At 56.6% G+C, this 26,832-nt stretch carries 25 protein-coding genes and 1 pseudogene; 13 read left to right on the top strand and 13 right to left on the bottom strand.

The window, feature by feature from the left end:
* Window positions 1-22 precede the first annotated feature (22 nt).
* Window positions 23-976 carry an ADP-glyceromanno-heptose 6-epimerase gene (gene rfaD / locus K0H80_RS18905; RefSeq protein WP_220072607.1) on the bottom strand — a complete coding sequence of 318 codons (954 nt, stop codon included), beginning with the start codon at window positions 974-976 and terminating at the stop codon, window positions 23-25.
* A gap of 45 nt (window positions 977-1,021) precedes the next feature.
* On the bottom strand, window positions 1,022-2,047 hold the full coding sequence (locus tag K0H80_RS18900; RefSeq protein WP_220072606.1) for a glycosyltransferase family 9 protein: 1,026 nt from the start codon (window positions 2,045-2,047) through the stop codon (window positions 1,022-1,024).
* Between the two features lie 290 nt (window positions 2,048-2,337).
* Here K0H80_RS18900 and coaD point away from each other — a divergent pair, with 290 nt between their 5' ends.
* Both coaD and K0H80_RS18890 read left to right on the top strand, forming a co-directional pair.
* A complete protein-coding gene (gene coaD, locus K0H80_RS18895) occupies window positions 2,338-2,814 on the top strand; it encodes a pantetheine-phosphate adenylyltransferase (RefSeq protein ID WP_011867486.1) in 477 nt (158 codons plus the stop codon).
* 10 nt (window positions 2,815-2,824) lie between these two features.
* Window positions 2,825-4,330, top strand: a complete 1,506-nt coding sequence (locus K0H80_RS18890) for a capsule assembly Wzi family protein (protein WP_220072605.1) — start codon at window positions 2,825-2,827, stop codon at window positions 4,328-4,330.
* 164 nt (window positions 4,331-4,494) lie between these two features.
* Here K0H80_RS18890 and mutM read toward each other — a convergent pair whose 3' ends face one another.
* The 8 genes from mutM to K0H80_RS18850 form a co-directional block, all read right to left on the bottom strand.
* A complete protein-coding gene (mutM, locus tag K0H80_RS18885; RefSeq protein WP_144201311.1) occupies window positions 4,495-5,310 on the bottom strand; it encodes a bifunctional DNA-formamidopyrimidine glycosylase/DNA-(apurinic or apyrimidinic site) lyase in 816 nt (271 codons plus the stop codon).
* A 23-nt stretch (window positions 5,311-5,333) separates the two neighbouring features.
* Window positions 5,334-5,786 carry a hypothetical protein gene (locus tag K0H80_RS18880; protein ID WP_220072604.1) on the bottom strand — a complete coding sequence of 151 codons (453 nt, stop codon included), beginning with the start codon at window positions 5,784-5,786 and terminating at the stop codon, window positions 5,334-5,336.
* 63 nt (window positions 5,787-5,849) lie between these two features.
* Window positions 5,850-6,836: a GTP 3',8-cyclase MoaA gene (moaA, locus tag K0H80_RS18875; RefSeq protein ID WP_220072603.1), complete on the bottom strand. Its 987-nt coding sequence runs from the start codon at window positions 6,834-6,836 to the stop codon at window positions 5,850-5,852.
* A gap of 59 nt (window positions 6,837-6,895) precedes the next feature.
* Window positions 6,896-8,695 (bottom strand): bifunctional molybdopterin-guanine dinucleotide biosynthesis adaptor protein MobB/molybdopterin molybdotransferase MoeA, encoded by a 1,800-nt coding sequence (locus tag K0H80_RS18870; RefSeq protein WP_220072602.1) that lies wholly within the window; start codon window positions 8,693-8,695, stop codon window positions 6,896-6,898.
* Between the two features lie 14 nt (window positions 8,696-8,709).
* The gene (mobA, locus tag K0H80_RS18865) at window positions 8,710-9,300 is read right to left on the bottom strand and encodes a molybdenum cofactor guanylyltransferase MobA (RefSeq protein WP_220072601.1); all 591 of its coding nucleotides are present in this window, start codon (window positions 9,298-9,300) and stop codon (window positions 8,710-8,712) included.
* Window positions 9,284-10,006 (bottom strand): ABC transporter ATP-binding protein, encoded by a 723-nt coding sequence (locus K0H80_RS18860; RefSeq protein WP_258406260.1) that lies wholly within the window; start codon window positions 10,004-10,006, stop codon window positions 9,284-9,286. The genes mobA and K0H80_RS18860 overlap by 17 nt, the downstream gene beginning before the upstream one ends.
* The gene (locus tag K0H80_RS18855) at window positions 10,003-10,710 is read right to left on the bottom strand and encodes an ABC transporter permease (protein ID WP_220043681.1); all 708 of its coding nucleotides are present in this window, start codon (window positions 10,708-10,710) and stop codon (window positions 10,003-10,005) included. Before K0H80_RS18855 ends, K0H80_RS18860 begins: the two co-directional genes overlap by 4 nt.
* Entirely contained in the window at window positions 10,707-11,519 is an 813-nt protein-coding gene (locus K0H80_RS18850; RefSeq protein ID WP_220043680.1) for an ABC transporter substrate-binding protein, read from the bottom strand. Before K0H80_RS18850 ends, K0H80_RS18855 begins: the two co-directional genes overlap by 4 nt.
* A 232-nt stretch (window positions 11,520-11,751) precedes the next feature.
* On the opposite strand from K0H80_RS18850, the gene K0H80_RS18845 reads away from it, so the two are divergent.
* Window positions 11,752-13,182 (top strand): sigma-54-dependent transcriptional regulator, encoded by a 1,431-nt coding sequence (locus K0H80_RS18845; protein WP_220072599.1) that lies wholly within the window; start codon window positions 11,752-11,754, stop codon window positions 13,180-13,182.
* Between the two features lie 2 nt (window positions 13,183-13,184).
* Complete coding sequence (locus K0H80_RS18840) at window positions 13,185-15,326, top strand: sensor histidine kinase (RefSeq protein WP_220072598.1); 2,142 nt, start codon at window positions 13,185-13,187, stop codon at window positions 15,324-15,326.
* A gap of 270 nt (window positions 15,327-15,596) precedes the next feature.
* Here K0H80_RS18840 and K0H80_RS18835 read toward each other — a convergent pair whose 3' ends face one another.
* Together K0H80_RS18835 and K0H80_RS18830 are read right to left on the bottom strand one after the other, a co-directional pair.
* Window positions 15,597-16,058, bottom strand: a complete 462-nt coding sequence (locus K0H80_RS18835) for a GNAT family N-acetyltransferase (protein ID WP_220072597.1) — start codon at window positions 16,056-16,058, stop codon at window positions 15,597-15,599.
* A gap of 80 nt (window positions 16,059-16,138) precedes the next feature.
* A complete protein-coding gene (locus K0H80_RS18830) occupies window positions 16,139-16,807 on the bottom strand; it encodes a 7-cyano-7-deazaguanine/7-aminomethyl-7-deazaguanine transporter (protein ID WP_220059394.1) in 669 nt (222 codons plus the stop codon).
* Window positions 16,808-17,043: 236 nt separating this feature from the next.
* On the opposite strand from K0H80_RS18830, the gene K0H80_RS18825 reads away from it, so the two are divergent.
* Window positions 17,044-17,799, top strand: coding sequence for a type 2 periplasmic-binding domain-containing protein (locus tag K0H80_RS18825; RefSeq protein WP_220072596.1), 756 nt, complete (start codon window positions 17,044-17,046; stop codon window positions 17,797-17,799).
* 1 nt (window position 17,800) lies between these two features.
* Here the strand turns inward: K0H80_RS18825 and K0H80_RS18820 are convergent, their stop codons facing one another.
* Window positions 17,801-19,159 carry an isochorismate synthase gene (locus K0H80_RS18820; RefSeq protein ID WP_220072595.1) on the bottom strand — a complete coding sequence of 453 codons (1,359 nt, stop codon included), beginning with the start codon at window positions 19,157-19,159 and terminating at the stop codon, window positions 17,801-17,803.
* 389 nt (window positions 19,160-19,548) lie between these two features.
* Here K0H80_RS18820 and K0H80_RS18815 point away from each other — a divergent pair, with 389 nt between their 5' ends.
* The 8 genes and pseudogenes from K0H80_RS18815 (at window position 19,549) to K0H80_RS18785 (ending at window position 26,755) form a co-directional block, all read left to right on the top strand.
* Window positions 19,549-21,756, top strand: coding sequence for a TonB-dependent receptor (locus K0H80_RS18815; RefSeq protein ID WP_220072594.1), 2,208 nt, complete (start codon window positions 19,549-19,551; stop codon window positions 21,754-21,756).
* A gap of 9 nt (window positions 21,757-21,765) precedes the next feature.
* Window positions 21,766-22,221 (top strand): annotated as a pseudogene (locus K0H80_RS19810) (ATP-binding cassette domain-containing protein); the annotation flags it as partial.
* A gap of 249 nt (window positions 22,222-22,470) precedes the next feature.
* A complete protein-coding gene (locus K0H80_RS19805; protein ID WP_434086658.1) occupies window positions 22,471-23,130 on the top strand; it encodes an ABC transporter ATP-binding protein in 660 nt (219 codons plus the stop codon).
* On the top strand, window positions 23,120-23,791 hold the full coding sequence (locus K0H80_RS18805) for an energy-coupling factor transporter transmembrane component T (protein ID WP_220072592.1): 672 nt from the start codon (window positions 23,120-23,122) through the stop codon (window positions 23,789-23,791). Before K0H80_RS19805 ends, K0H80_RS18805 begins: the two co-directional genes overlap by 11 nt.
* A gap of 14 nt (window positions 23,792-23,805) precedes the next feature.
* Complete coding sequence (locus K0H80_RS18800) at window positions 23,806-24,345, top strand: core component of ECF transporter (protein ID WP_220072591.1); 540 nt, start codon at window positions 23,806-23,808, stop codon at window positions 24,343-24,345.
* A 20-nt stretch (window positions 24,346-24,365) separates the two neighbouring features.
* On the top strand, window positions 24,366-25,103 hold the full coding sequence (locus K0H80_RS18795; RefSeq protein ID WP_220074035.1) for a DNA-binding protein: 738 nt from the start codon (window positions 24,366-24,368) through the stop codon (window positions 25,101-25,103).
* A 32-nt stretch (window positions 25,104-25,135) separates the two neighbouring features.
* A complete protein-coding gene (locus K0H80_RS18790; RefSeq protein ID WP_220072590.1) occupies window positions 25,136-25,342 on the top strand; it encodes a hypothetical protein in 207 nt (68 codons plus the stop codon).
* A gap of 240 nt (window positions 25,343-25,582) precedes the next feature.
* Complete coding sequence (locus K0H80_RS18785) at window positions 25,583-26,755, top strand: HD-GYP domain-containing protein (protein ID WP_220072589.1); 1,173 nt, start codon at window positions 25,583-25,585, stop codon at window positions 26,753-26,755.
* Window positions 26,756-26,832 lie beyond the last annotated feature (77 nt).

Genomic DNA, 26,832 nt, shown 5'->3' with positions numbered 1-26,832 from the left:
GCTTTTTTTGCTGATCGATAACTTACTGACCGATAAAGTGCTGCGCGGCCAGCCAGTCCAGATATTCGGGAACCCCCTCTTCGACCGTCTTAAAGGCCTGGGTATATCCGGCGGCTCTCAGCTGCGTGAGGTCTGCCTGGGTATAGCTCTGATAGGCGCCCTTGAGCTTATCCGGGAAGGGAATATATTCAATTTCTCCCTTACCATGATAGGCGATCACCGCATTGGCCACGTCGTTGAAGCTCTGTGCCTGGCCCGTACCACAGTTGTATACCCCTGAGATCCCTCGGTTTTGCCAAAGCCATAGATTGACCTTGACCACATCTTCCACGTAGACGAAGTCTCTTAGCTGCTTGCCATCTTCGAAGCCGTCGTGGCCCTGGAACAGGCGACAGATGCCGCTTGCCTTGATCTGGTTGTTGAAGTGGAAGGCCACGCTGGCCATGCCGCCCTTGTGTTGCTCCCTAGGGCCATAGACGTTGAAGTAACGTAGGCCAGCTACCTGAGTGGTGAAGCTGTGCTGTCTGACATATTGGTCGAACAGGAACTTGGAGTAGGCGTAGACGTTGAGAGGCTTCTCCAGTTCCCGCTGCTCGATAAACTTATCGCTGCCGCCATAGACGGAGGCCGACGATGCGTAGATAAACTGGCTGCCGTTACGTTCGCAGAAGTGGAGCAGTGTCTTGGAATACTCGTAGTTGTTGGCCATCATGAACTTGCCATCCCACTCTGTGGTCGACGAGCAGGCGCCCTGATGGAAGATCACTTCGACCTTGCCATCGAACTGTCCCTGGGCGATCTGCTCGATGAAGTCGTCTTTATCCAGATAGTCGGCAATTTCACAGTCGGCCAGGTTAAACATCTTGGTGCCGTCGGTCAGGTCATCTACGGCGATAATGTCACTACGCCCTAAATTGTTGAGCGCTTTAACTAAGTTGCTACCGATAAAGCCGGCAGCACCCGTTACTATGATCATAATACTTGTCCCGTTTGTGAGAAAAACAGAGTCACACCAGCTAGCTTAGCTGACAGCTGACTGACTCGCGTATTGGGTATCTAAAAAGGCCGCGATCTCCTTGGCAGCCAGATCGAAGTCGATAAGCGCCATGTTCCTGCCGGTCTTCTTGCCGACGGGCGGAGTGAAGGCCAGACGCCTCTCGCTCTGGGTCAGGGTCTGCCAACGCACCTTAGGCGCAGAGCGTCTGCCCGCGTAGAAACCGACTGTCGGCACGTTGTGTAAGCCGGCGATATGCAAAGGACCGGTAGAGCCCGCCATAAACATGTCGGCGGCGACCAGAGACTTGGCAAAGTCGGCCAGGCTGGCGAGCGGCTCGGCCATCACCACCTTGATCCCTTGGGCATTGAGCAGGTCATAGATCTGCTGGGCCAGGGCAATCTCCTGACCGCTATAGGTCAGTACAAACTTGCACTCAATTGCGGTTAGCTTGTCTACCTGCGCCAGCAGGCCGGCAAAGTCGCTAGGGGAGATGCCGCCCGATGAGCCGCCGGTGCCGGGATGAGCGAAGATCAGTCGCTCTTCGCCTTGTTGGCCATAGTGATCTTGCCACTTGCGCCGCTCGTGGGAGAGATCCCAGTAGCGTGTCGGCAGTGTGGGGACAGGAATTCTGTGATCGGCCAGGAAGCGCTCGACCATCATGCAGCTCTTACGCCAGCCACCCAGCCCTTTAGGCACCTCTATGCTGGTTCTGTGTTGGTACAGATACTGATACCAGTTCAGCTTGGGGGCCAGCTTGTAGGGAATATCCAGCTTGCGTAGCAGTCGGTAGGTGCGTATCTGTGAGCGTGACACGATAACCGCATCGTAATGACGCTCGGCAAATGTCTTAGTGATCGCCTGGTCGTTGCCATCATCCACTATCACATGGTCTATGTAGGGGCAGGCCATGGCGAAATCTTTCAATACAGGATCGACGAAGACCTCAATGCTGGCGTTGGGTAGCGCCATTTTAAGCTCATAGAGCGCGGGCCAGGTGAGCACGAAGTCGCCAATTTTATCATTGCGAATGACTAGTACGCTTTTAATCATATGAAAACTTATCTGATGGGAGGCTGTTAGTAGGCACAGCGCCTAAGGCCGAATGCTTAAAACAAGCGTGCTTAGAACGACGGTTAATCTCATCTATCATAGCATCGGCGAGTGTCTTGCCGAGCATTCTCCCACGGCATTTTTACACTATTGATGCAAATTGTAACTTTTAGGGATTTTTTCGACAATAAACAATTCGATGCCGGTGGTTCAATCCGGGGGGGAAACTCGTTAAACTAGGCGCAATTCCGCCATTAACTTATACCAAGCCAAAGTAAGGGCTGCGAGCCATGCACACGAAAGCGATTTATCCTGGAACATTCGACCCCGTCACTAACGGTCATACGGACCTTATCGAACGTGCGGCGAAGTTGTTCAAGCAGGTGGTGATAGGCATCGCCGCCAACCCCTCTAAGCAGCCGAGGTTCAGCTTGGAGGAGAGGGTAAAGTTGGTCAAAAGGGTGACCGAGCATCTGGACAACGTCGAGGTGGTTGGCTTTAGCGGCCTGCTGGTAGACTTTGCCAAGGAGCAGAATGCCAGCGTCCTAGTGCGTGGCCTGCGGGCGGTATCTGATTTCGAATATGAGTTTCAGCTCGCCAACATGAACAGGCGCCTGAGCGCCGATCTGGAGAGCGTATTTTTAACCCCGGCCGAAGAGAACTCGTTTATCTCTTCTACGCTGGTGAAAGAGGTGGCATTACATGGTGGTGATGTCAGTCAATTTGTGCATGAAGAAGTAGCCAAAGCGCTGCAAAAAAAGGATTAATTTGCCCGTTATGATGGAAAAAATTCGCGCTTATGTTGTTGGAGGCGTCGCGGCCTTAGGCCTGATGATCACCTCCTTAGCCCACGCGGCCCCCTGGGTCGATGTTTCCGATATCTATCTCAGAGCCGACATTCAGGCCCTCGCCGATGCCGGAGTGATCACTGTGCCCGTCAATACCTATCCCCTGATGTGGTCGGGTATTGGGAGCGATCTGAGTAAGGTGGAGCCCTCAGTGCTCTCGCCAGGTCTCGCCACGGCGTTTGCCCGGGTGAACTTCTACTACCGCAATGCGGTCGAGAATCGTGGTAACAGCCGCATTAAGCTGGCCGGTGGCAGCGATCCTGCCCGCTTCCAGCATTTCGGTTCCGACTATCGCGAGAAAGCAGAGGTGCAGGCGTCCCACGAGTATCTGGGTGACAGATTTGCCTTCAAAGTCGCGGCCTCGGCCCATTATGATCCCATGGATGAGAAAGAGGTGCGCCTGGATGACTCCTATTTTGCCGTTGCCCTGGGTAACTGGATGGTGGCGGCCGGCGCCGTGGATCAATGGTGGGGACCGGGATTCGATACCGCCCTGCATCGCTCCAACAACGCCCGTCCGCTGCCTAGCCTGATGCTGAGCCGCAACAACGCGGCGGCGTTCGAGACGCCATGGCTCTCCTGGATTGGCCCCTGGACACTGACAACCGGCATCAGCTACCTGGAAGAGGAGCGCGCCGTCGCCAATCCATTGCTGTGGAACTTCCGCGGCACCATACGCCCCTTCAGACAGTTAGAGATGGGCATCTCCTGGACCACCATGTTCTGTGGTGAGGGCGAGGAGTGCGGCCTATCGACCCTGTTCGATGCCATCGCCGGTAATACCACCTGTGTGAACGGTGAGGCCAGCTGTGACCCTGCGCTACAATCTAAGATAGGCAATCAGATGGCTGGCTTCGATATTCGTTACGCCGATACCTGGTTCGATATCCCGGTAGGTCTCTACTTAGAGCGTACCTGTGAAGATTCGAGCGGCCCTATGCCTTGGGACTTGGCCGATTGCGCCAAGCTATTTGGCGCCGATACCCGTTTCGAGTTCGACTCTCAGCAGTATAAGCTCTTCTTCGAGTACTCAGATACCATGGTGGCCTGTGGTGAGAACCAGAACGCTTTCAACTGCTTCTATGAGCACAGTACCTACAAGAGTGGCTCGCGCTACTATGGCCGCTCGCTCGGCAGTACCTATGATAGCGACGCCAACGTCTATGTGTTGGGGCTTATCGGTCAGTTTGCCAATAGCCATGGCTTCACCTCTTTGCTGCGTTTCGCTCAGTTAAACAAGGATGGTAAGACGGTCAATAATGGTTGGGCACCCAAGCCGCGTAAGGAAGATCTGCTGATGCTGGAGCTCAGCTATCGCCTGCCAATCTGGAAAGGGATGATGAGCCTGGGCGGCACTGTGTCTCAGTCAGAATTCGAGGCCGATGACAAGGATACCAATGCGACCCTGTTCGGCAGCTATGAGTATCGCTTCTAATGTTTAGAGTAGTTGTTTAGAGTAGGTGTTTAGCTAAGGCTTTAGCTGAAAACGAGTAAAGAAAAAGGCTGACATCTTGTCAGCCTTTTTGCTTTTTGCGGCAGGGATTTGCTCAGGCTGGATTATCCAGGATGGGTATCCAGGCTGGGTTATCTAGGCAGGCCTTAACGTGGCTGACACAGGCCGCAGAAGACGGTAGCCCGCTGCCCGAGTTTTATCTCGCTCAGCAGGTTGCCACATTGAGTACAGGTCTCGCCGCCGCGGCCATAGACATGTAGCTTCTGGGCGAAATAACCGGGTTTGCCATCGGCGTTGGTGAAGTCTTTGAGCGTGGTACCGCCCTGTTTGATCGCCTGGGCCAAAATCTGTTTCACCTCGGCAACCAGTACCGTGAGCCGCTCCCTATCGATTCTGCCTGCCTCGGCCTGGGGGTGTATGCCGGCGGCAAACAGGGCCTCGTTGGCATAGATATTCCCTACGCCCACCACGATATGATTGTCCATCAGGCAGAGTTTGACCGCCTTCTTCTTACCTTCCAGGGCCTTGGCCAGATAGTCGACATTGAAGCCCGATTGCAGGGGTTCTGGGCCTAATTTGGCCAGCAAGGGGTGGGCGGCTTCGGGCAGCTCGCACCAGAGCCAGGCGCCGAAGCGTCTGGGATCGTTAAATCTGAGCACCTTGCCGCTGGCCAGTTCCAGATCGATATGGTCATGCTTCTCCACCGGCGTCGACTTGGGCAGGATCCGCAGGCTGCCGGACATGCCGAGGTGGACTATGGTGGTGCCGGCATCGGTATCCAGCAGCAGGTATTTGGCGCGGCGACGTATGCCTCTGATAGTCTGTCCGACTATCTGCTGGGCAACCTCTGGGACGGGCCAGCGCAGGGAGGCGTTACGCACGGTTAATCCTGTGACCTGCTGATCGAGCAGGTGGGGGGAGATCCCTTGGCGGGTCACTTCGACTTCGGGGAGTTCGGGCATAGGTGTCTCTTCGTTTGGCTGGTTTAGGGATTATTGAGTCTGAGGATCGGTTGCAATGACGGGCGTAGGCTCGGCGGGATCCGGTACCAGTTACCTGCCGGTGAGTTCAGCAGCCCCTCCTCGGGATAGATGAGCCAGAGCTGGGGCGTCTCTATGTCGCGGATCTGGATCACCAACTCATGGGCGGGCGTGGCTAAGCCAGATGGTTTGGCGATTGGCGAGACCAGGATACCACTCCAGGCCTCGGCCCATTGCCGACAGTTGAGCACCTGAGGGTCACATTGCCAGCCGAAGCCCTGCTGAGCGAGCCAGAGATTGTCATATTGCAGCTGAAACAGGGGCGCCTGTTGATCGAAGAGGGGCTGGGCATCTTCCGGGATCGCCTGGCGGTGACGTTCCAAAAAGGTGAGTATCGCCACCATGGCGATGGAGGCGAAGATGATGATGTTATTCCATTTTCTTCGGGTCAGGGCCATCTCGAGTTAGACTCATTCAATATCAGATGTGTCAGAGTCTATCATCGAAAATGGCCCAGGGCATTAGCCGCCGGTGGCATTCATGAAACGTAGGATCTGGGTTTCGCCCTCTGGGCCGAAGTGATGTTCCTTGGGCTTGAGCTTAATCGCCTCGAGAATCGCCTGCTTAAGGCGCTCGATATCGCCGGGATACTGCCTGACGATCGCCTTAAGGTCCACCGAGTTTTCGTTACCCAGACAGAGGAGCAAACGTCCCTCTACTGTTACCCTTACTCGGTTGCACTCGTGGCAGAAGTTGTTGCTGTGGGGCGAGATGAAGCCCACATGTATCTTGCTGCCTGGCATGGTGTAGTAGCGGGCCGGGCCGCCGGTGCGCTTGTCAGACACACTGAGTGGATAGCGCTTGGCAATGATCGCCTTGACCTCGTCGCTGCTGCAGTGGCGGCTCTTCTTGCGCTCGTCGATGACACCTAGGGGCATCTCCTCGATGAAGGCGATATCCAGTTCGCGCTCGCGGCAAAACTCGATGAGATCCAATACCTCGTCGTCATTCTGGCCACGCAGGATCACGGCGTTGATTTTGATGCGGTTAAAGCCCGCCGCCTTGGCGGCATCTATCCCCTGGATCACCCGCTCCAGATTGCCGTTGCGGGTCAGCTGGGTAAACAGCTCGGGTTTTAGGGTATCTAAGCTGATGTTGAGCCGGCTCAGGCCCGCCTCATGCATCTTGCCGGCAAACTTGCTTAGGCGCGAGCCATTGGTGGTCATGGACAACTCTTTGAGGCCGGGGAGTCGCCCCAGCAGCTTGACCAATTGGTCGCAATCGGTGCGCACCAAGGGCTCGCCGCCGGTAAGGCGGATCTTCTTGACCCCAAGCTCGGTAAAGGCCTGACCTATCCAGGCTAGTTCCTCCAGGCTGAGCACCTGCTCTCTGTCGAGGAAGCAGGGGTCTTCACTCATGCAGTAGACACAGCGAAAATCGCATCTGTCGGTCACCGAGAGACGCAGATACTCCACGGTGCGGCCAAAGGTATCGACTATCAAACTCATACAGAATCACCTACGGCGGCGGGGTATTTACTTCACCCGCCTGGCTAATCCATTGTCGACTATAAAAGATCGGCAAAGGGTTGAATATAAACGGTATCACCCACGTTGAGCTGCTCGTCTTTCTCGGCGATCACGATAAGGCAGTTACCCTTCACCATTGAGCTTAACATGCCCGAACCCTGCGCGCCTGTGCTGGTCACATGCAGGCGACCGTCAGCGCCCAAATGATAGACGCCGCGGGTAAACTCGGTGCGGCCGGTGCGGCTGCGCAGGGTGCAGTCGGCGATGGCGGGCACTAAGGTCGGCGCCCATTCCAGTTCACCCGCTAACTTGCGCAGCGCAGGCTGAACGAACTGCATGAAGGAGACCATCACGGCCACAGGGTTACCCGGCAGGCCGAAGAAGAGACTGTCGCCAATCTGACCGAAGGCCAGTGGGCGACCCGGACGCATGTTGATGCGCCAGAAGTTGATCTGTCCCACCTTGGCCAGCGCCAACTTGATAAAGTCGGCATCGCCTACCGAGACGCCGCCTGAGCTTATCACCACATCGGCCTGTTGCGCCGCGCCTTGCAGGGCGTCGACCAGGGCTGATTCGTTATCTTCCAGGATGCCGAGATCGATCACCTCGCAACCCAGCTGTTTCACCATGGACTTGATGGTGAAGCGGTTGGAGTCGTAGATGCAGTTGGGCTTTAAGGGCTCGCCCGGCTGACACACCTCGTCGCCAGTGGAGAAGACGGCGACCTTAGGACGGCGATATACGGGCAGCTTGCCGAAGCCCAAGGAGGCCAGCATGCCTTGATGGGCAGCCTTGAGTCTGTGTCCGGCGCTCAGGGCTGTGTGGTCCTTGGCGATGTCTTCACCGGCTTGACGTACGTGTTGCCCCAGGCTGATATTACCCTGGAAGCTGACGCTGTCACCGCTGTCTTCTGCCATCTCCTTCATCTGCACCGTATCGGCGCCGTCCGGCATGGGGGCGCCCGTCATGATGCGCACCGCCTCGCCGGGGTTGAGTGTGCCCTGATAGCTGTGACCGGCCATAACATCGCCTACCAAGGTGTAGCTTTCTAGCATGGGGTCTGAGTAGGCAAACGCAAAACCATCCATTGCCGAGTTGGTGTGCTGGGGCACGTCCACCGGCGAGATGGCATCTTGGGCCAATACCCTGTCAGTGCTGTCGTCGATGGCGACCTCTTCGCTGGTCGATACAGGTGTGACGTAGGAGAGGATCTTGTCTATTCCCTGTCTCACCGATAGCGTCTTGCTGGTGTCCAGCTCGCAGCCGCACTCGGGCGCGAGGGGGAGCGATGGTGTGCAGGGGCGCCAGTTGTTGGCGTATTCGATGACGAAGTCGGCTATCTGGCCCACATCGTTGATATCTAGGCGTCTAAGGTCTGAGGGTAGCTCGGTATCGTCGCAGCAGGCGATGGCCTGAATGTGCTCGTCATGGGGGTGGATAAAGGGCTTTCCGTGGGCGGCGCGATGTAGCTCCACCTTAGGCAGGGCCAGCTTCTTGAAGCCCTCTACCAGGACGATATCCACCTTGTCGGCCTCAATTTGCGCCAGCAGGTGAGGCAGCTCGGGCGCATCCTCTACCGGATCTTCTGTCATCAGTGCCCAACGCACATGGGAGGCGACCAGCATCTGGCGGGCACCCGCCTTGCGCATTTCAAAGCTGTCCTTACCGGGAATATCCACATCGAAGTTGTGATGAGCATGTTTGACAACGGCTAGCCGCAGGCCTCGACGATTGAGTTCGGGGATCAGCTTCTTTAGCAGGGTCGTCTTGCCTGTGCCACTGTAGGCGCAAAATCCGAGGACGGGGATCGGCAGTGGATTGTTAAACGGTACGCTCATGTACACCTCTATTTTTAGTGGGCAATTGCCTCGGAAAGTTGTTGTTTTTGTTCTGGCGTGTTGACATTCACGAAGGCGTTGGGCTGATCGGAGAAGTCACACACGACGCACTGGTGCTTGGCGTACCAAAAATCGATCTTACGCTCGCCGGCATCCAAGAAGGCCTTCATCGACCCTCGCAGCGCGGGCTTCATCAGTAACACCACAGGTTGCTCGCGCTTACCGTCGCTGGCCACCGCCATCTCTGCATCTTCTGCGGTGATCGCCGTCAGCATACGCTGTACCAGATCCGTCGGCAGCAGCGGGCAGTCGCAGGGCACTACCAGAAGGTAGTCGGCCTGGGTCTGCCCCATCGCCGTGATCATGCCAGCCAGTGGCCCTAGATAACCCGAGTCTTCGTCACTCAATACTGGGTAACCGAACTCAGCATAGCGATTCTGGTTGCGATTTGCGTTGATCAGGATCTGCTTAACCTGAGGTTTTATCCTGTCGATTGCGTGTTTTATCATCGGCTGATCGTTGAGTTCGACCAGTCCTTTATCGTTGCCGCCCATGCGTCTGGCCATGCCGCCGGCAAGGATCACGGCATCAATTTGCGGTGACATATCTCAGCTCCTGCTGTGATGGGGTGAAGGGGCGCTCATCGAGGGGCGACGGGCTTACCTGAATTTCTTGTGCCTGGATCTGCCAGGTCTGCTCGCACAGGCCGGTGAGTGAACAGCTCTGATGGCTGCTGATCAGCATGCCTGTACCCTGCTGTTTCAGGTGGCTGATCATGGTCAGCACCAGCTGCTGGGACAGCTTGTCCATGTTAGAGGTAGGCTCGTCCAGCATCAGCAGGCGTGGACGCATGATCCAGGCGCGGGCGATGGCCAGGCGTTGACGCTCGCCGCCGGAGAGGCTGGCGGCTCTCTGGTTGAGCAGGCTACCCAGCTGCGCCATCTCGATAGCCGTCTGGGTGCGCGAGGCGATCTCCTGCTCATTCATGTCGCAAAAGGGCTGCACATAGTTGAGATTGTAGGCCACGCTGCCATCAAACAGATAGGGGTGTTGATGCAGATAGACCGCCTTGCCTAGCAAGGGGTTACGGCGCCACCATGGCGTTGGAGCGAAACCTTCTGTGTGGATCTCGCCCTGGCTGGGTGCCTGCAGGCCTGCCAGCATCTTCATCAGTGTAGTCTTGCCGCTGCCGTTGTCGCCCTGCAGGTGTATGGTCTGGTGCTGAGCTAGGCTGAGGCGATCGAAACGGTACAGCAGGCGGCTGCCGAAGCGCATCTCTATGTTTTTGGCGATGATCTTGACCATGGCTATAGGCTCCTAGGTTCGGCTCTGCCTCTGAGGGTGCCGAGCGTGAAGTTAAGCACTAAGGCTAGGATAAGCAGCACCAGTCCAAGGGCGATGGCCTGGGCGAAGTCGCCCTTACTGGTTTCCAGGGCGATGGCGGTGGGGATATTTCGGGTGACGCCGGCAATATTGCCGCCCACCATCATGGAACAACCCACCTCGGTGAGAATGCGGCTAAAGGCCGCGACTATGGCCATCAACAACGGTACCTTGAGTTCCCGGCACACCAGCCAGACGGAACGCAGCCAGGAGGCGCCTAAGGTGCGTGAGGTTTCCCAGGCACGCTTGTCCACGCTGGTAAAGGCGGCCTGACTCATGGCGATTAACACGGGGGCGCAGATCATCATCTGTCCCAGTATCATGCCTTTCTGGGTAAATAGCCATTTAAGATCCCCCAGGGGACCCATACGGGTAAGCATCAGATAGACCAAGAGGCCGATCACCACTGTGGGGATAGATTGGGTCGTCTGTACCAGGTTTGTGGCAAACCAACGTCCCGGAAAACGGGCGAAGGCCAGCACGAAGCCCAGTACCATAGAGGGAATTAGGGTGATCGCCAGCGCCGCAAAAGAGACAGAAAAGGAGACGCTGACGATAGACCAAACATCGGGATCTAATGAAAACAGCAGGCTCAACGCCTGCTGTATTAGGGCTAACCAGCCTTCACTCATTCGCTATATGTTGCCTTAAATAGTTGCTCACCCTGTACGGTGTAGCTGTTAATCATGCCTTGGGCTTCGTTGCCGATCAGCCAGTCACTCAGCGCCTTAGCACCTTTGTGGTTCAGATCTGGGTATTTCTCAGGGTTGATCAACATGATTTGATAAGGGTTAGCCAGTGTCTTACCGCCATCATAATCAACCGCTAGATCTAACTTCGCCTTGTAGGCAACGAAAGTACCGCGATCAGACAGTGTGTAGGCCTGTAGCTCGTTTGCCATCAGCAGCGTCTTACCCATGCCTTGGCCCACGGCGCGGTAGCCGTTAAATGTTGGCTCAACCTTGGCGCCTTTCCAGATGATCAACTCTTTCATGTTGGTACCAGAGTTGTCACCGCGAGAGACGAAGCCCGCGCCAGAGTCGGCTATTTTAGCAAAGGCCTCTTCGGCTGTCTTACTGCTACGGATCTTCGCTGGGTCATTTTTCGGGCCCAAGATCACAAAATCGTTTTCCATGATGCCGCGTGGCAGTATGCCGTAGCCTTCGTTAACGAATTTGGCTTCGGCAGCTGGGGCGTGAGTCATCACCACGTCCACGTCGCCCTGGCGAGCCAGCTTGAGGGCCTTACCCGTACCTGTGGCGATAACCTGAACCTTATAGCCAGACTCCTGCTCGAACTTAGGCAGTAGGTGCTTGAGTAGACCAGAATTTTCTGTACTGGTGGTGGTGGCCAGTTTAATGACCTCTTCTGCCTGGGCAGAGGTTAGCGTAAGGGCACTGGCGACGATCGCTAGGCTGAGGATTGATTTTAGCTTTAGCATTTTTGCTCCTTGGCATCTGCTGGTTTGCGTGATGTTGCCGGGATCACGCGGATTATTGTGTGAATAACGACTCTGTTTCAGCAAAAACAGTGCCAAATCCATTATCTGCAAAAAAAGCTCACAAGTTGCCAACAAAGTGTGAAGCAGATCGCAAGCTTGGCAAATTATCGCCAGACATATTGTCCCAGAGCGCGATTCTACTGGTTCAGGGTGACCAATTGGCCGAGGTTTGATGCTAGAATCTGTTCAATATGAGTCAAAATGTCCAAAAGAAGACAATATGAGCCAGCCCAATAAAGAGATGAAGCCCCTACCATCCGCCGTATCTGTGCTTATCGTCGACGATGAGCCGGGCATGCGCAGCTTCCTGAAGAAGGCGCTGTCGAAGAAGTTCGCCCTGGTGGAAACCGCAGGTAGCGTCGAAGATGCCGAGCAGCTCAGGAGCCGCTGTCACTTCGATCTGCTGATCGTCGATATCCGCCTGCCGGGACGTTTCGGCATAGAGTGGGACGAGGCCCTGAGCGATCAGGAGCGGCGCTCAGACATCATCTTCATGACGGGCTATGCCGATATGGACGTGGCCATCAAGGCGCTGCGCGCCGGCGCCTCAGACTTTATTATGAAACCCTTCCATCTTGAGCAGATGATGAAGGCGGTTGACCGCTGCATCGAACGTCGTCTGCTCAAGCGCGAAAACCTCATGCTGCGCCGCGAGGTCTCCATCGGCCAATCCTCCACCATCATAGGCAGCAGCGATGCCATGATGGAAGTGAAACACGTTATCGAAAGGGTGGCACCCACCAACGCGGTGATCCTGATCGAAGGCGAATCGGGCACGGGTAAGGAGCTGGTGGCCAGACAGCTGCATCTGCTCAGCGGTCGTCAGGGACCCTTTGTACCGGTCAACTGTGGCGCCATCGCCCCCGAACTGCTGGAGAGTGAACTCTTCGGTCATGCGGCCGGTTCCTTCACCGGCGCCAAGGGCAACCGTGAAGGCCTATTCAGCTTCGCCTCGGGCGGCACCATCTTCCTCGACGAGATAGGCGAGATGCCGCTCAAGATGCAGACGGCCCTGCTGAGGGTGCTGGAGCAGCGCACCATACGTCCCGTAGGCAGCGAGAAAGAGATCAATATCGATGTCCGGGTGCTGGCGGCCACCAACCGTAAGCTGGCGGATGAGGTTGAGGCCGGTAACTTCAGGCGCGATCTCTTCTATCGACTCAACGTATTAGACATAGTGATCCCACCGCTGCGGGAGCGCCCCGAAGATGTGGTGGAACTGACCCATCACTTCACCCGCCTATTGGCCGCCGAGCTGGGGGTCAAAGAGGTGGTGTGGAGCCACGAGGATATGCTCAAGCTGCAACAGCATGAGTGGCCGGGCAACATCCGTGAGCTGCGCAACATGATAGAGCGTTGCATCCTGTTGGGTAAGCCACCGGCGGAATATTGGAAACAGCAGCCTAAATCAGAGGCAACCGGCGAGCTGGGTTATCCGCTGGATTGGTCGCTCAAAGAGGTGGAGAAACACCATGTGACCTCAGTGGTCGACCTGCATCAGGGCAACAAGTCTGCCGCCGCGCGCGATCTCGGGGTTTCCCGTAAGACACTGGATCGTAAATATAAAGAGTGGTTTGAACTCAATCATCTCGAGGAAGAATAACCGTGTCTTTTTTCTCGCGTCTCTTTGGTGTCAACTGGCAGCAGCTGCAGGCCAAGGTGCGTTATCGCATCCTGATCCTCACCCTGTTGCCCATCTTGCTGACCCTGGTGAGCCTGGTGTTCATCACCATCTACTGGAACATCAGCTACACGGGCAAACAGCTCTTCATGAAGGTGAAGGCCGACCTTACCGTTGCTAGCAACACACTGATCTCTGTGCAGGAGAAGCAGGAAGACCAGCTCGAGTTGGTACGCGCCTCCTGGGAATTTCAAAACGAATTTCGCGATCTCGATACCGACAGCAAGGCCGCCAGAGCTCAGCTGGCTGAGTTGCTCAAGCAGAAGCAGGCAGAGCTCGACCTGGATTTCCTCAGGCTGATCAGCGTCTCCGAGGCGGCCCAAGACCCTGATTTGAGGGTGATGCTGCCCAAGATACAGGACAATCAGCCCTTCTCGGGTTTAATGGTGTTGCAGCCCCAGCGTCTGGCCCGTTTGGCGCCTAACCTGGAGCAGGAGGCGGTGATCACTCTGGTGGACACCCCAAGATCCCAGAAGCCAAGCAAGGATGTGGAGAAGCGCGGCATGCTCAGCCGCAGCCTGCTGCCGATCCTGGGCAGCGATGGCACAGTGGGCTGGTATCTGGATGGCGGCATCTTGCTGAATCGCGACATTCGCATCGTGGATCATATTCGTGACCTGGTTTATGACAAGGGCACGTTGCCGGAGCGCTCCATTGGCACGGTAACCATCTTCCTCGACAACACCCGCATCAGCACTAACGTGCCGCTTAACTTCTTCCCCCAGGGCAGCGAGAAGCGCGGCCGCGCGCTGGGTAGTCTGGTGTCGGAAGAGGTGCGCCAGAAGGTGTTGGTGCAGGGCCTGCTGTGGGTCGACCGCGCCTTCGTCTACAACGACTGGTTTATCTCCGCCTATGCGCCGCTCAAGGATATTCGCGGTGAGCGTATCGGCATGATCTACACGGGATTTTCCGAATCTCCCTTTATTCATAACTACCTGTTGAACATCATAGAGCTGGGCACTATCCTCATGTTGGTGCTGCTGGTCTCTGGCCTGCTGGTCTACCGTGGCGCCTACAGCCTGCTGCAGCCGATCGAGCGTATTCACCATGTGGTGAAGGCGGTGCAATCGGGGCGTAACCTGAGAATCGGGTCCTTGGGGCTGGAGCGTGACAACGAGCTGGCCAATTTGGCCGAGCAGTTCGACCGCATGCTGGACCTGTTACAGCGACGCAACTCGCAAATCCAGGCGGCGGCAGAGCAGCTTGAGGTCAAGGTCGAGGAACGTACCCGCAGCCTGCAGGAGAAGACTGAGGAGCTGCAGCGTAACGTGGCCCTGCTGAACGAGACCCGCCAGCAGCTGGTGACCAACGAGAAGCTGACTGCCCTGGGCGAGCTGACGGCGGGGATCGCCCATGAGATAAACAACCCCACGGCGGTTATCCTGGGTAACATGGAGCTGCTGAAGTCTGAGCTGGGGGACAAGGCCGAGGATGTCGAGGAAGAGATAGACATCGTCATCGAGCAGGTGGGGCGTATCAGCACCATCATTCGCAGCCTGTTGCAATACAGTCGTCCCGGCGAGTTCAACGCGCCGCTGGAGATGCATCAGCTCACGCCGATAGTCGAGGAGATGGCCATCCTGGTGCGCCACTCCATCAAGAAGCAGGAGGTGGTGCTGATCCAGGATCTCAACGCCAGTTATCCTATCGAGGTGAATCGTCCTCAGCTGCTGCAGGTGCTGATCAACCTGGTAGTCAACGCCGCCCACGCCATGGATGGACAGGGACGCATCTGGATCCGCACCTACGACTGGGTTCAGGGCGGTGAGCCCATAGGGGTCAAGATAGAGGTGGAAGATGAGGGTAAGGGGATCCCCGAGGAGCAACTGGGGCGCATCTTCGATCCTTTCTATACCACGCGTCAGGACGGTACCGGACTGGGGCTTTCCCTGAGCTACGGCATCATCAAGCGTATCGGCGGCACCATAGAGGTCAGTTCCACGGTCGGCAAGGGCACCCTGTTTACCATAGGCTTGTATCACAAGGCGATCGACGATCAGTTCAATCCACCTTACGAGGGGCTGCATTTCTCCAGTGCGCTGGATAAGAAGGCGCGGGAGGCCTAGGGATTCGTAAGGCCTAGTGATTGATAAGGCTTAGGGATTCGTAAAGTTTCCTGGGCAGCTCGGTAAGCTTGGGCTCCAGATAAAAAAGAGCCGGAATACTAATATTCCGGCCACAAAGAGTGTGTGAGCAATGTTGTGCTTGCGAACTCATCATAGTAAGCAGAGATGAAGTGCTTAAAACAGACTGAGTTTTGGAACGCATCCAAATAGTAATAATTATCATTTAGGTTTGCAAGCTTTTATCGTGTAAAGATTCACGATCAACATGCTTTAGTTCAGTAATTTGTTTAAAATCAACTTGTTATCATCGATATTGGCCGCGGTATTTTCCAAGCCTGCTATCTTGTAACCCTGCTGAATCAGCAGCTGTAACATGTTGGCGAAGCGGTTATAGGTCTTCACCGCCAGGGTGTTGAAGCCTTGGGTCTTGGCCCAGCACTCCTGATCTTGCATCAATGCCTTGGCCAGCCCCAGTTGACGAAACTCAGGCAGAATGGCGCCCAGCCAGCTGTAGAACTCACCATTGGTCTCACCATAGCCTATCTTGTAGCCCGCCAGCTCGCCCTCGATGCGGATCAGCTGCACCAGAAAGGTCTTGCCGCCCAGGCGTGCTTGATAGTCTTCAGCCTGATGACGGCCGTCGAATTCGGGCACCTCCTGGCTCAGGCCAATCAGGGTGTCGATGAGCTCATCGCTCAGTTGGGTGTGATGCTCGATACTTGTGGTGTACATCTTGGCTCTCCAAAGTTTGTCGCTAGCATGGCGGCACTGGTGAAAATTTGAGTGCCGCGATGATAGTACAAATCAACTGGTCAGGCCAGTTCGCTTTGCGATTTTGTCTGGCCTTCTCGCAAAATTCGCTCCTGCAATACCCTGAGCAAGACGCCGTAGGCTGGCAGGAAGAGGCCCAGACTAACGATCAGCTTGAAGCCATAGTCGACGCTGGCGATCTCCATCCAGTGCTCGGCCATGAAGGGATCGCTCGAGGCATAGAAGGCCACGCTGAAGAAGACCAGGGTATCGATAAGATTGCCGATAACCGTCGAGGCGGCAGGCGCTACCCACCAGGCCTTGGCCTGTCTTAGGCGGGCAAACACGGTAATGTCCATCAGCTGGCCCACCAGATAGGCGGCGAAGCTGGCGAAGGCGATACGAAACACGAAGTTGTTGAACTGCGCCAAGGCGTCGCCACCCTGAAAGCTGCCCTGATGGAAGAGCACGCCGATCAGATAGGAGATCAACAGCGCAGGTATCATGGCTCTGAGAATGATCTTACGCGCCGACTGTTGGCCGAAGATTCTCACCGTCAGATCTGTGGCCAGATAGACGAAGGGAAAGCTAAAGGCGCCCCAGGTGGTATGAAAACCAAATAGCTGAAATGGTAGCTGAACCAAGTAGTTACTTGCGGTGATAATGGCAATATGAAAGCTGACGAGCAGCAGTAGCGCACGCTGAATCTGCGCTTGGGATAACATTAACATCTTGTGGCCTTTTTAGTGGGTTAACGCGGGGTGAGGGAACCCGCTTAGAAACTGGATAAGGCTTACGCCTCGCTTAGCTGTCTTCCAGGGTTGGCCGGGAGACAGGGCGGCAAATTATAGTCATTAAGACCAAATGAGCAAGGATTTTGCGCCGTTTTCTCTGCCTGGCTCCCGCCTGGGCCACATAAAGAGGCTACACTTGGTGGACTATCACCATGATTTCGAGGAGGGGGCCGATGAGATCTTGGCGTTATCTTGTGGTTATCTTGTGCACCTGTCTGCTAGTGAACACGCCCTGGCGCGCCGTGTCCGAAGAGGTGGAAGAGATCACTGTCGTGACCGGCAACTGGCCCGGCTACAGCACGCCCGATGGCAAGGGCTATTATCTCGCGCTGCTGCAAAGCGCCTTTCCCGCCCCCAAGTGGAAAATTTCGATAGATTTCGTGCCTTTCTCCCGCGCCCTCTACATGGTGCAGCAGCAAAAGGTCGATGTGGGGTTGGGCTTCTACATCGACGAAGTCAAACCCGACTATTACTGCGATCTGCCGGTGGAGGTGGATCAGGTGGACGCTGCCCTCACCCCAGAGCTGGCCGCCATCTGGCAGGATATCAACAGTCTGAAAAAGAAGAAGGTGAAGGCGCTGCTGGAGTATCGCTACGACACCTTCATCAAGGTGCCCATGTATTATGAGGAGGGCAGCGATCTGCTGCAGATGCTCAATCATGTCAACAACGGCAAGATAGACGCCGTGCTCGACTACAAGCGTTCACTGCAGGGACTCGCCAGCCAACTAAATCGGCCGCAGCAGTATGTGATAAAAGAAAACGTGTTGAATCCAGAGGTGTTTTTCGTCTTTCCTCAGACGCCTAAGGGCAAGCGTCTGAAGGCGATCTTCAACAGTGTCATGGCGCGTATGGCCGAGAGTGGCGAGCTGGACAGGCTGTTTCAGGCCAACATCAGCTATCGCGCCCGGGTGCCACTAGCCAATTAAATTACACTTCGGTCAGAATAGACATTATGGTCTTGAGCTTATTCTCTAGCTCGTTCCATTCCGCCTCGGCTTCAGAGCCCGAGACGATCCCCGCACCGGCAAACAGATTGATGCGTCCGGGTTCGATCAGCGCACTACGAATCGCCACCGCAAACTCGCTCTCATACTTGTTGAAGTAGCCACAGGCACCGGCATACCAGCCGCGGGTGTAGCCTTCGCGCTGGCGAATAAAGTTGATGGCCGAAGCCTTAGGCAGGCCGCCCACGGCAGGGGTGGGGTGCAGAGCCTGCAGGATCTGAAAATCGTTCACCCCAGGCTTGAGTTCGGCGCGAATGGCTCTGTGTAGATGCTGGATGTGGCTCAGCTTAAACACCTTGGCCAGCTCATCGGCGCCCACATAATTGCTCAATGGTGTCAGGGCGTCGACGATATGTTCGCGCACCAGCTGGTTCTCATGGCTGTTCTTGGTGTCGTCCAGCAACTGTTGCGCCAGCATGGCATCTTCGGCCTCGTTGAGCCCGCGTGTGGTGGTGCCCGCTAAGGCCTCGGTAAATACCTCGCGCTGACGACGTCGGTAGAGACGCTCCGGCGTGCAGGAGATAAAGGCGCTCTCAGGGCTGAACTGAAAGCCAAATTGAAAACTGTTCTGGTTGCGACCCTGCCAGCTGGCCAGCAGCATCCAGGGATCGACCTTCTCGTTCACCTCGAGCTGGGTCAGACGCGACAGCACCACCTTAGGCGTATCCTGGATAAACCTGTCATGGGTGACCTGATTGACCAGCTCGTGCCAGCGTAGCTTATTGGGACGGTCGCTGCGGCTCAGCAGCTGTATCTTGTTCGGTGGCGCCAGAGGCTTGGGTGGTACCAAAGCGGCCAGGGCCTGCAGCGCCAGGGTGCGCTCCTGCTCGATATCGCCGGATTCGACATTGAGATTGACCAGCAGCTTGTATTCATCGCCGCTGCGTCTCAGCTCCACCCTGGGCAGGATGAAATGGGCGCGGCCATACTCGGGCCAGCACTCGGTATGACGATCGAAGGCGACGCCGCCGTAATAGCGTATCTCCTGGTTGGTCGAGAGTGACCTCTGGTTCTGATAGGCCTGAGAAAGCTGGTTGTCGTCTACCGCATCTTCGAAGATGAAATCTTTACAGCACCCCAGGGCGGCGACCTCTTCCTGGGTGTCGCGGCCATGCCAGTAGATCCTGGGGTAGCAAGGTTGGCTGGCGATCCAGGCGATCATCGGCATTACACAGGCCGTCACCGACAACTGAATGATCGGCTCACCCTGGGGGTGTATGTCGAGTTTTTCGAGTTTGCGGGATAAGGATTGTATGGCCTGTGGCAGCGAGGAAACGCTCAAGAAATACTCCAACCTGGTAAAAAGTGCGTGAGTTTGAGGGCGGGTTAAGGACATCAAACGCGGCGAATGTGAGACTTATCTGAATTGGTAATAAGAATCTTTACCACAAATTAATGTGCCGACTGTTAGCTGTCAAGTTACAGGCGGTTAAGCTGTGAGCTTGTCCAAGAAAAGAGAGATTTGTCAGTTTTTTCGGAAGCATTTCAAGCCTGTGTATTTTTGTCTAATCAAGGTTTTACACTGGACAAAATGTCCCTTGTCTATCGTCGTCACCGCGGCATTTGTTCAAATTTGTCGATCTGGGTTTGTTTTTGGTTTTCGTTAGCTTGTTGCTACAGGTGTAAGCCGGAAGAATGACGGCCATAGGGAAATGACACAGCGATGAAAACATGAAAAACAAACCAATCAGTCTCAAATTATCACTCGTGGCAGCCGCGGTTGCCGCCAGTCCTCTGGTCATGGCCGAGGAAGTCAAACACGAGCCCATTTTAGATGTGGCCGAAGTCATAGTGGTGACCGGCGAGAAGCCGACGCCGCTGCAACAGACCACGAGTAGCTGGACCATCAGTGCCGATGAAATTCAGGCCATGGGTGCCCAGAGCCTGGATCAGGTATTAAAGAATGCCCCCGGCGTCTATGTGCGTACCGGTGGCCAGGGCACGCCCAGGGTCGATGTGCGCGGCTTTAAGGCCAGACACGTCATCTATCTGATCAACGGTGTACCCGCCAACGGCGCCGAAGATGGTCAGTTCGATCCTAGCGTGGTGCCTGCCAGCCAGATCGCCTCGGTCACCGTCTCCATGGGCCCAACCTCTGTGCTCTATGGTCCGGGCGGCGCCGGCGGCGTGATCAACATCCGCACTAAGCAGGGCGCCGATGTGCCCGGCTTCTCCGGCCATCTCGAGGGCGGCGAAAACGATACCTTCAACGGCGACGTCACAGTGGCGGGTTCTGGCGATCGCTGGCAGGGACTGGTGTCGCTGTCACGTCAGCAAACCGATGGCTGGCCTGTGTCTGGCGATCAGCCGGATACCGAGACGCAGCAGGGCGATACCCGCTTTAACAGCGATAAGACGATCAACAACCTGTTTGCCCAGGGCAGCTACTGGCTGTCGGACAATACCCAACTGATGGCAAACCTCAGCCTGCGCAGCGGCGAGTGGGGCAAGCCCGCCGTCGATGGCACCACCTCTGGCAAGGCCAAGTTTGAACGCGTCGACGACTACGATGCCCATACGGTGCAACTGGGTCTGGCCCATAGATTCAACGAGCTGCTGACCCTGAGGGGCTTCATCTACCAGAATCAGTCTGACGTGCTGGAAAATCGTTATCTGGATGACAGTTTCGCCGGCCTGCAGCAGAGCCTGGACGGCCGCTCTGTGGTCAGCGGCGGTAACCTGCAGCTGATCGCCGATTTCGATAAGGGTCACCTGCTGACCGGCGCCCTGATCGCCGAGCATCAGAGCTGGGAGTCTGAGAGTAATCAGATAGATACCGACACTACTGGCACTGGCACTGGCACCGGAAGTGGTTCAGGCAGTGGTTCAGGATCTGGCTCTGGAGCTGGAACTGGAACAGGAACTGGAGGTGGTTCGGGCTCAGGTACAGGGGGCGGATCAGGCTCGGGATCGGGAACCGGTAGCGGTTCGGGTTCAGGCAGTGGAACTGGTTCGGGTAGCGGATCTGGCACAGGTGGCGGTTCTGGCTCAGGAACCGGTGGTGGCACGGGCGGTGGTAATGGCTCTGGCGGCGCCGAGTCATTCGACGATTCGTCCTGGCTCTACACCCTGGCGGCGGAATATCAGTATCAACAAGATAGCGTCGGTGCCAGCCTGGGTGGCGCCTTACACGAGCAGCAACGTGTGCGTGAAGATGAGTCCGACTACTCGGCGCAGGCTTCAGCCTACTGGCAGGCCGCCGAAGCGACTCGCCTCAATCTGGGAGTGGCCCGTAAGGTGCGTTTCCCATCGATGCGCAACCTCTACTCACTCTCGTCGGGCAACCAAGATCTGCAATCTGAGACCTCTAAGCACCTGGAGCTGAGTCTGGCACAGGGGCTGGGGAGTAACACAGATCTGAGCCTGGCGGCCTACTACACGGATGCAGACAACTATATCGCCAAGGATGTCGATGGCATCTATCAGAACATGGGCCGCTATCAGTTCAAGGGGGTCGACTTCCTGGTGCGTGATCAGAGTATCGATAACCTGTCGCTGAGCTTCGGCTACAGCTTCCTCGATAGCGAAGACAAGGATGCGGCGCCGGGACTGGATACCTTAGAGTATCGTCCGCGTCATCAATTTAGGCTGCAGGCGGATTACGAGTTTAGCTTTGCGACCCGCATCAACCTGAATATCGAGCACATCATGGGCCAGGTGTTCCACACCGAAGAGAAGGTGGCCGGTCAGAAACAGCTGGTGGAGAAGTCGCTGGATGACTACACACTGGTGGATCTCAAGCTGAGCCAGCCTATCGCGGGTGACGCCCTGTCTGTCTACCTCAGAGCCACTAACCTGCTCGATGAGCGTTACTATCAGAGCGAGGGGCTGCCTCAGGCGGGTCGTCAGCTGTTCCTGGGCGTGAACTGGCAGCTATAGGCATAAACCATGGCCCTGGTTCGACTCAGTCAGATCCATTTCAATTTCCAGACAGCGGCGCAGCCGCTGTTTGAGGATCTTAATCTGACCATAGCTGCCGGCGAGTGTCACCTGATCCACGGCTACACCGGCTGTGGTAAGTCGACTCTGCTCAAGCTGCTGCTGGGGATCCTGGAGCGTCCCTGGGAAGGGGAGCGCGAGATCGCCGAGGGGGCTACCCTGGGCGTGGTGATGCAGGACCCGAATGTGCAGCTGCTGCGCCAGACGCTGGGGGCCGAGGTAGCCTTCGCCCTGGAAAATTTAGGCGTCGCCAGCAGTGAGATGCTGCTGCAGGTGCGCTCTGCCCTGAGACGGGTCGGCCTCTATATCAGCCTGGACACGCCCATCGCCAGCCTCTCGCTGGGTCAGCGCTATCGCCTGATGATCGCCGCCCAGCTGGTGCTCGAGCCAGATCTGTTGCTGCTCGATGAGCCCTGGGCACAGCTGGACGATCAGGGGGTAGCCGAGCTGTCGGCCGTGCTCAATCAGCTCAAGCAGCAGGGCGTGGCCCTGTTGATCGTCGAGCATCACAGAGGTGTCTTCAGCGATCTGGTCACCCACAGATGGCAGCTCAGTCAGGGCCAGTTGCAGGCGTTAGCGCCGGCGGAGTGTGCAGCGACTTCGGAGCAAGTAAGTTGGCGCGAGTCGCCCGCCTGGCCACAGGGCTGTGCCGTCATCGACAGTCATGGCTTTACCCTGGCCTTTTACGAGCGCCAGAAGCTGTTTGACGCCGACTCCCTGCTGCTCTTCCCTGGTGAGATTGCCGCCCTGGTGGGTGACAATGGCTGCGGCAAGAGCACCCTGCTCAAGAGTCTGGCCGGTATCCAGGCGGATATCGATCCCTTGGGCATCAAGGTGTTTGGCAAGAAGCCCAAGTTGGGACGCTTCGGCGCCGACCTTGCCTTGCTGCATCAGCGGCCGAGTCGACAGCTGTTTGAAAATACCGTTATCGAGGAGATGCAGTTTAGCCTCAAGCGTTTCGGCTTGCCGCTGGAGCGGGCCATCGAACTCCTGGGGCAACTTGGGTTGACTACATTGGCGCGCCACTCGCCTCATACGCTCTCCTACGGCCAGCAGCATCTGATCGCCCTGGCGTCGCTCGCCTGTCTTAGGCCCAAACTACTGCTGCTGGATGATCCCTTCGCCGGGCTGGACGAGCATTTTACCGACAAGATAGTGGCGCTGCTGATGGAGCTGAGCCGTCAGGGCACAGCCCTGGTGATCGCCAGTCACAGGTCGATTGCGGCGCTGCCGGTGGATCGCCTCTGGCGGGTAACGGATGGTCGTCTCGAGACTCTCTCGGCCTCGCCACAGGCGTATTCACGTGTGGGCTAGACGCGGCGTACGTGCGCCTGGAGTGCGCCGCGTAAAACGCCACTTCGCGGTCAACGACACCCGCTGGTGCGCGCTCGCTATCCTGCTCGCACTGGGGCTCTCCAGTTGCGCCTTCCTATTGCCCCAGTCATGGCTGCATTACCTGAGCCTGGCGAACTTGCTGTTGCTGATACAGGGGCGTTACCTGGGGGGGCGACTCAGGGGGCTGCTGGTGATCTTCATCAGTCAGTTGGCGATCACTAGCCTGCTCTATCTGTTGCTGCACGGGCTCGAGCGTCTACCCGAGGGGATTATCGCCGTGTGCCGCATCTTGATGGCCATGATCCCCGGCTGGTGGCTGTCGGTGGCCTGCTCGCCCCAGCGTATCGGCGAGGTACTCAGCTTCTGTCTGCCCCACAAGTGGGCCTTCGTGCTGGCCGCCTGCTTCGGCATCTTGCCTTACCTGGGGCAGGAGACGCGGGAGATCTATCAGATGCAGGTGATGCGTGGCGCCAACATTCGCCTCAAGTCGTTGTGGCGACCCAAGCATTGGCGCGAGCTGATCTACTGCGTGCTCTATCCGCTGCTGATCCAGCTGTTAAAACTATCCAAGCAGATGGCCACAGCGGCCAGGCTGCGCCAGTTTGGTCGTCATCCCAAGCCGACCCACTGGCCCTATTAGTGAGAACCAAGCGTATGAACAATAAAGGATTCAACCTAAATGACGCCCTGTTTATCGGCTTCTGTGCCACCCTGCTGGTGGCGCTGAAGGGGATGCTGAGGCTGAAGCTGGGGCTGTCGGGACATTCCATGTTCCTGATGAGCTTCTTCTACTTAATTTGCTATGGCGCAGTCGGTAAACGCGGTGCCATCAGCTTGTGTGGCCTGCTGGCGGGCATGATGGCCATGACGCTGGGCGTGGGTAAGGGTGGTCCCTTCCTGCTGGTGAAGTTTGGCCTGCCGGCCATCGCCATGGATATCTGTCTGCTACTTCTGCCCAGCCTGCTGGCGCTCAAGTGGCGCTGCATCATACTGGCGCTGGTGGGCACCCTGGCCTGGGCCAGCAAGGGGCTGATCGAGGGGCTGCTGGCGGGGATGAGCACCCAAGTGGTGGCGCTACAGTTTGGTAAGAGCCTGTTGTTTGGCAGCTTCTTCGCCCTGTTGGCGGCCATGTTGGTGCCGCCCGTACTGGAGCGACTGCGTAGCCACGACCTGATTGATAGAGAGGAGATATAAGCATGGTGAGAGCATCTGGGTTGAGATCTTGGTTGGTGTGCATCGACGATACCGACGATATCGGCACCAAGGGAACCGGGGAGATCGCCGAGGAGATAGCACATCTGCTGAGCGACAATCACCTGAGCCGCTGCGCCTTCGTGACTAGGCATCAGCTCTATGTGCACCCTGATATTCCCTACACCTCACACAACAGCGCCATGTGTTTTCAGGTGCGCACCGCTAAGTCTCAGAATGAGATCTTAGCAATAGCCGTGGCCCATCTGCGTAGCGAGAGCGCGGCGGCCGCCGACCCCGGCATCGCCCTGCTGGATCTGCAACATTCATGCGATCGTGAGGCGCTCATCGCCTTCGGCGAGCAGGCGAAGGAGGAGGTGAAGACCAAGGCGCAAGCCTACGCCCTGGCCGAGCAGCTTGGCATACACCTGAGCGAACATGGTGGCACTGGGCAGGGGATCATAGGCGCACTGGCGGGCCTAGGGCTGAGACTGCAGGGCAACGATGGTCGCATCAAGGGGCAGTTTAACCTTCCCGGCTTAGAGGCGGGCGAGGTGTCACTCTCGGTCGGTGAGGCGATCGAGCTGACCGGCGTCGACCGTGTGCTCAGCGATAGCGGCGAGCAGCTCTGCTTCAAGACGCCCCTCTATCTGTCTGGCAAGGTCAAGGCCGTCTATCGGGATCATCAGGTCTCTCTGCTGGTGTATGAGGATCAGGGCCGCTGGCGCAACGCCCTCAAGCAACAGCTGAAACACTATTAATGGGCCACACAGTTAAGTCGATGAGGAGCAAGATGCAGCAAGCATTTGAACTACGCCAGGGACGCTGGCAATTGACCCTAGCAGAGGAAGACTACAGCACCTCGCGGCAACTGGCGGCCGAGTGCGACGGCTTCATCGCCGACGATGAAGATGAGCAGGTGGATGATATCGAGCGCTCCTGTGTCAATTGTGCCCGCCGTCGTTGGTTGATCGACGCCATCGAGTGTACCTTCTTGTAGCAGTATATTAGTCTTTGCTTTACAAAAACTTGCCTCACTTTCGGGGGCCGGCAAATAGGGATAAATCGGCATTGAGCCTGAAACTATCCTCGCCGGCCTCTGGCGTTCTGCCGCGCCCAGGCATACTATAATTTCCTCCTATCACAGTGTTTTCACAGGCAATCGCACCGAAGCTAAGGGATTTAGACTAGGCTAAAAAGGAGCGGATGCGAAAACCGGGTGATTTTTTTGGAAAGCGGTATGACCGAAAGTGTGAACGAAAAAGCGGATGTCATGAAGGTGCCGGTGCCACACCTGGCGCTGGGTATGTATGTCGCGGCTATCGATCATCAGGGAAGAGTCAATATCACCAATCCGGGACAGATTAAAGATCGACAAGCCATAGATAAGCTGGTGCGTAACGGTATCGAGTATGTCTGGGTCGACGTAGAAAGGTCGGCGCCAGAGTGTGGACTCAGGCCGAAACAAGAGCCAGAGAAGATAATACGCCTGACCCGGGATCAGTCCCAGGAGAAGGCCAAACGCCTGATGAGCGAGGCGAAAGATCTGGTCAAGAAAGTCTTGTCCGAGACCTTCGAGGGTAAGGCGGTCAAGGTAGAGCCCTTCGAGGCGCTGGCGGACAAGATGCTCGAATCTGTCATGCTCGATGCCGACGCCTTCAAGTGTATCTCGGCCCTGCGCTCCAAAGATGCCTACCTGCTGGAACACTCCATCAATGTCGCCTTCCTGCTGGTGACCTTCGGTCGCTACCTCAAGCTCAAGCGTAGCGTGCTCAAACAGTTAGCGGTGGGCGGCATCTTGCACGATATCGGCAAGGTGCGCGTCAATAATCGCATACTGCACAAGCCGGGGCGTCTGACACCGGAAGAGTTCGAGCATATGAAGCTGCATCAGGTCTATGCCCAGGAGATCCTGGCCGAGACTGAGGATCTGTCGCAGATCAGCCGCGACGTCTGCCTGATGCACCACGAGAAGCTCGATGGCAAGGGCTATCCCAATGGCCTAAAGGGAGAGGAGATCTCCCTCCATGGTCGCATGAGCTGTATCGTGGATATCTTCGACGCCCTGACCGCGACCCGCTGCTACAAGGAGGCGATGAGCCCAGCCGCCGCCTTTAAGATTCTGCTTAGTCTGACCCCCTTCCATCTGGATGAGAAGCTGGTGTATGAGTTTATCCGCTGTGTCGGTATCTACCCCGTGGGTTCACTGGTGCAGCTCTCCGATGGCCGGATTGGCATCGTCTGGGAGGCGAAAGACAGAGATGCCCTGCATCCCGTGCTCAAGACCTTCTATTCGGTGAAGCATAAGCATTACACCGAGGTGACCATGGTGGATCTGCTTAAATCGGATCTCTTCATCGAGCGCGGCGTGTCGCCCAGCAGTCTGGACGTGGATCCTACGCCTTTCTACTGATCTGGATCAGGCATCAAGGTTTCACTGGATTTGCGCGCCGGCTAGCAGAAGTCCCATCTCCTGCTGTATGGCGCGTC

It is taken from the genome of Shewanella aegiceratis, assembly GCF_019457495.1.
Lineage (GTDB): Bacteria > Pseudomonadota > Gammaproteobacteria > Enterobacterales > Shewanellaceae > Shewanella > Shewanella loihica.
Note: the sequence above shows the minus strand (reverse complement) of the source record. Positions and strands in the feature narration are given on the sequence as shown.

Bases quoted from the DNA above. Each gene is read 5' to 3' on its own strand.
- rfaD (WP_220072607.1), bottom strand. From the start codon at position 976: ATGATCATAGTAACGGGTGCTGCCGGCTTTATCGGTAGCAACTTAGTT.
- K0H80_RS18900 (WP_220072606.1), bottom strand. From the start codon at position 2,047: ATGATTAAAAGCGTACTAGTCATTCGCAATGATAAAATTGGCGACTTC.
- coaD (WP_011867486.1), top strand. From the start codon at position 2,338: ATGCACACGAAAGCGATTTATCCTGGAACATTCGACCCCGTCACTAAC.
- K0H80_RS18890 (WP_220072605.1), top strand. From the start codon at position 2,825: ATGATGGAAAAAATTCGCGCTTATGTTGTTGGAGGCGTCGCGGCCTTA.
- mutM (WP_144201311.1), bottom strand. From the start codon at position 5,310: ATGCCCGAACTCCCCGAAGTCGAAGTGACCCGCCAAGGGATCTCCCCC.
- K0H80_RS18880 (WP_220072604.1), bottom strand. From the start codon at position 5,786: ATGGCCCTGACCCGAAGAAAATGGAATAACATCATCATCTTCGCCTCC.
- moaA (WP_220072603.1), bottom strand. From the start codon at position 6,836: ATGAGTTTGATAGTCGATACCTTTGGCCGCACCGTGGAGTATCTGCGT.
- K0H80_RS18870 (WP_220072602.1), bottom strand. From the start codon at position 8,695: ATGAGCGTACCGTTTAACAATCCACTGCCGATCCCCGTCCTCGGATTT.
- mobA (WP_220072601.1), bottom strand. From the start codon at position 9,300: ATGTCACCGCAAATTGATGCCGTGATCCTTGCCGGCGGCATGGCCAGA.
- K0H80_RS18855 (WP_220043681.1), bottom strand. From the start codon at position 10,710: ATGAGTGAAGGCTGGTTAGCCCTAATACAGCAGGCGTTGAGCCTGCTG.
- K0H80_RS18850 (WP_220043680.1), bottom strand. From the start codon at position 11,519: ATGCTAAAGCTAAAATCAATCCTCAGCCTAGCGATCGTCGCCAGTGCC.
- K0H80_RS18845 (WP_220072599.1), top strand. From the start codon at position 11,752: ATGCTAGAATCTGTTCAATATGAGTCAAAATGTCCAAAAGAAGACAAT.
- K0H80_RS18835 (WP_220072597.1), bottom strand. From the start codon at position 16,058: ATGTACACCACAAGTATCGAGCATCACACCCAACTGAGCGATGAGCTC.
- K0H80_RS18830 (WP_220059394.1), bottom strand. From the start codon at position 16,807: ATGTTAATGTTATCCCAAGCGCAGATTCAGCGTGCGCTACTGCTGCTC.
- K0H80_RS18825 (WP_220072596.1), top strand. From the start codon at position 17,044: ATGAGATCTTGGCGTTATCTTGTGGTTATCTTGTGCACCTGTCTGCTA.
- K0H80_RS18815 (WP_220072594.1), top strand. From the start codon at position 19,549: ATGAAAAACAAACCAATCAGTCTCAAATTATCACTCGTGGCAGCCGCG.
- K0H80_RS18800 (WP_220072591.1), top strand. From the start codon at position 23,806: ATGAACAATAAAGGATTCAACCTAAATGACGCCCTGTTTATCGGCTTC.
- K0H80_RS18790 (WP_220072590.1), top strand. From the start codon at position 25,136: ATGCAGCAAGCATTTGAACTACGCCAGGGACGCTGGCAATTGACCCTA.
- K0H80_RS18785 (WP_220072589.1), top strand. From the start codon at position 25,583: ATGACCGAAAGTGTGAACGAAAAAGCGGATGTCATGAAGGTGCCGGTG.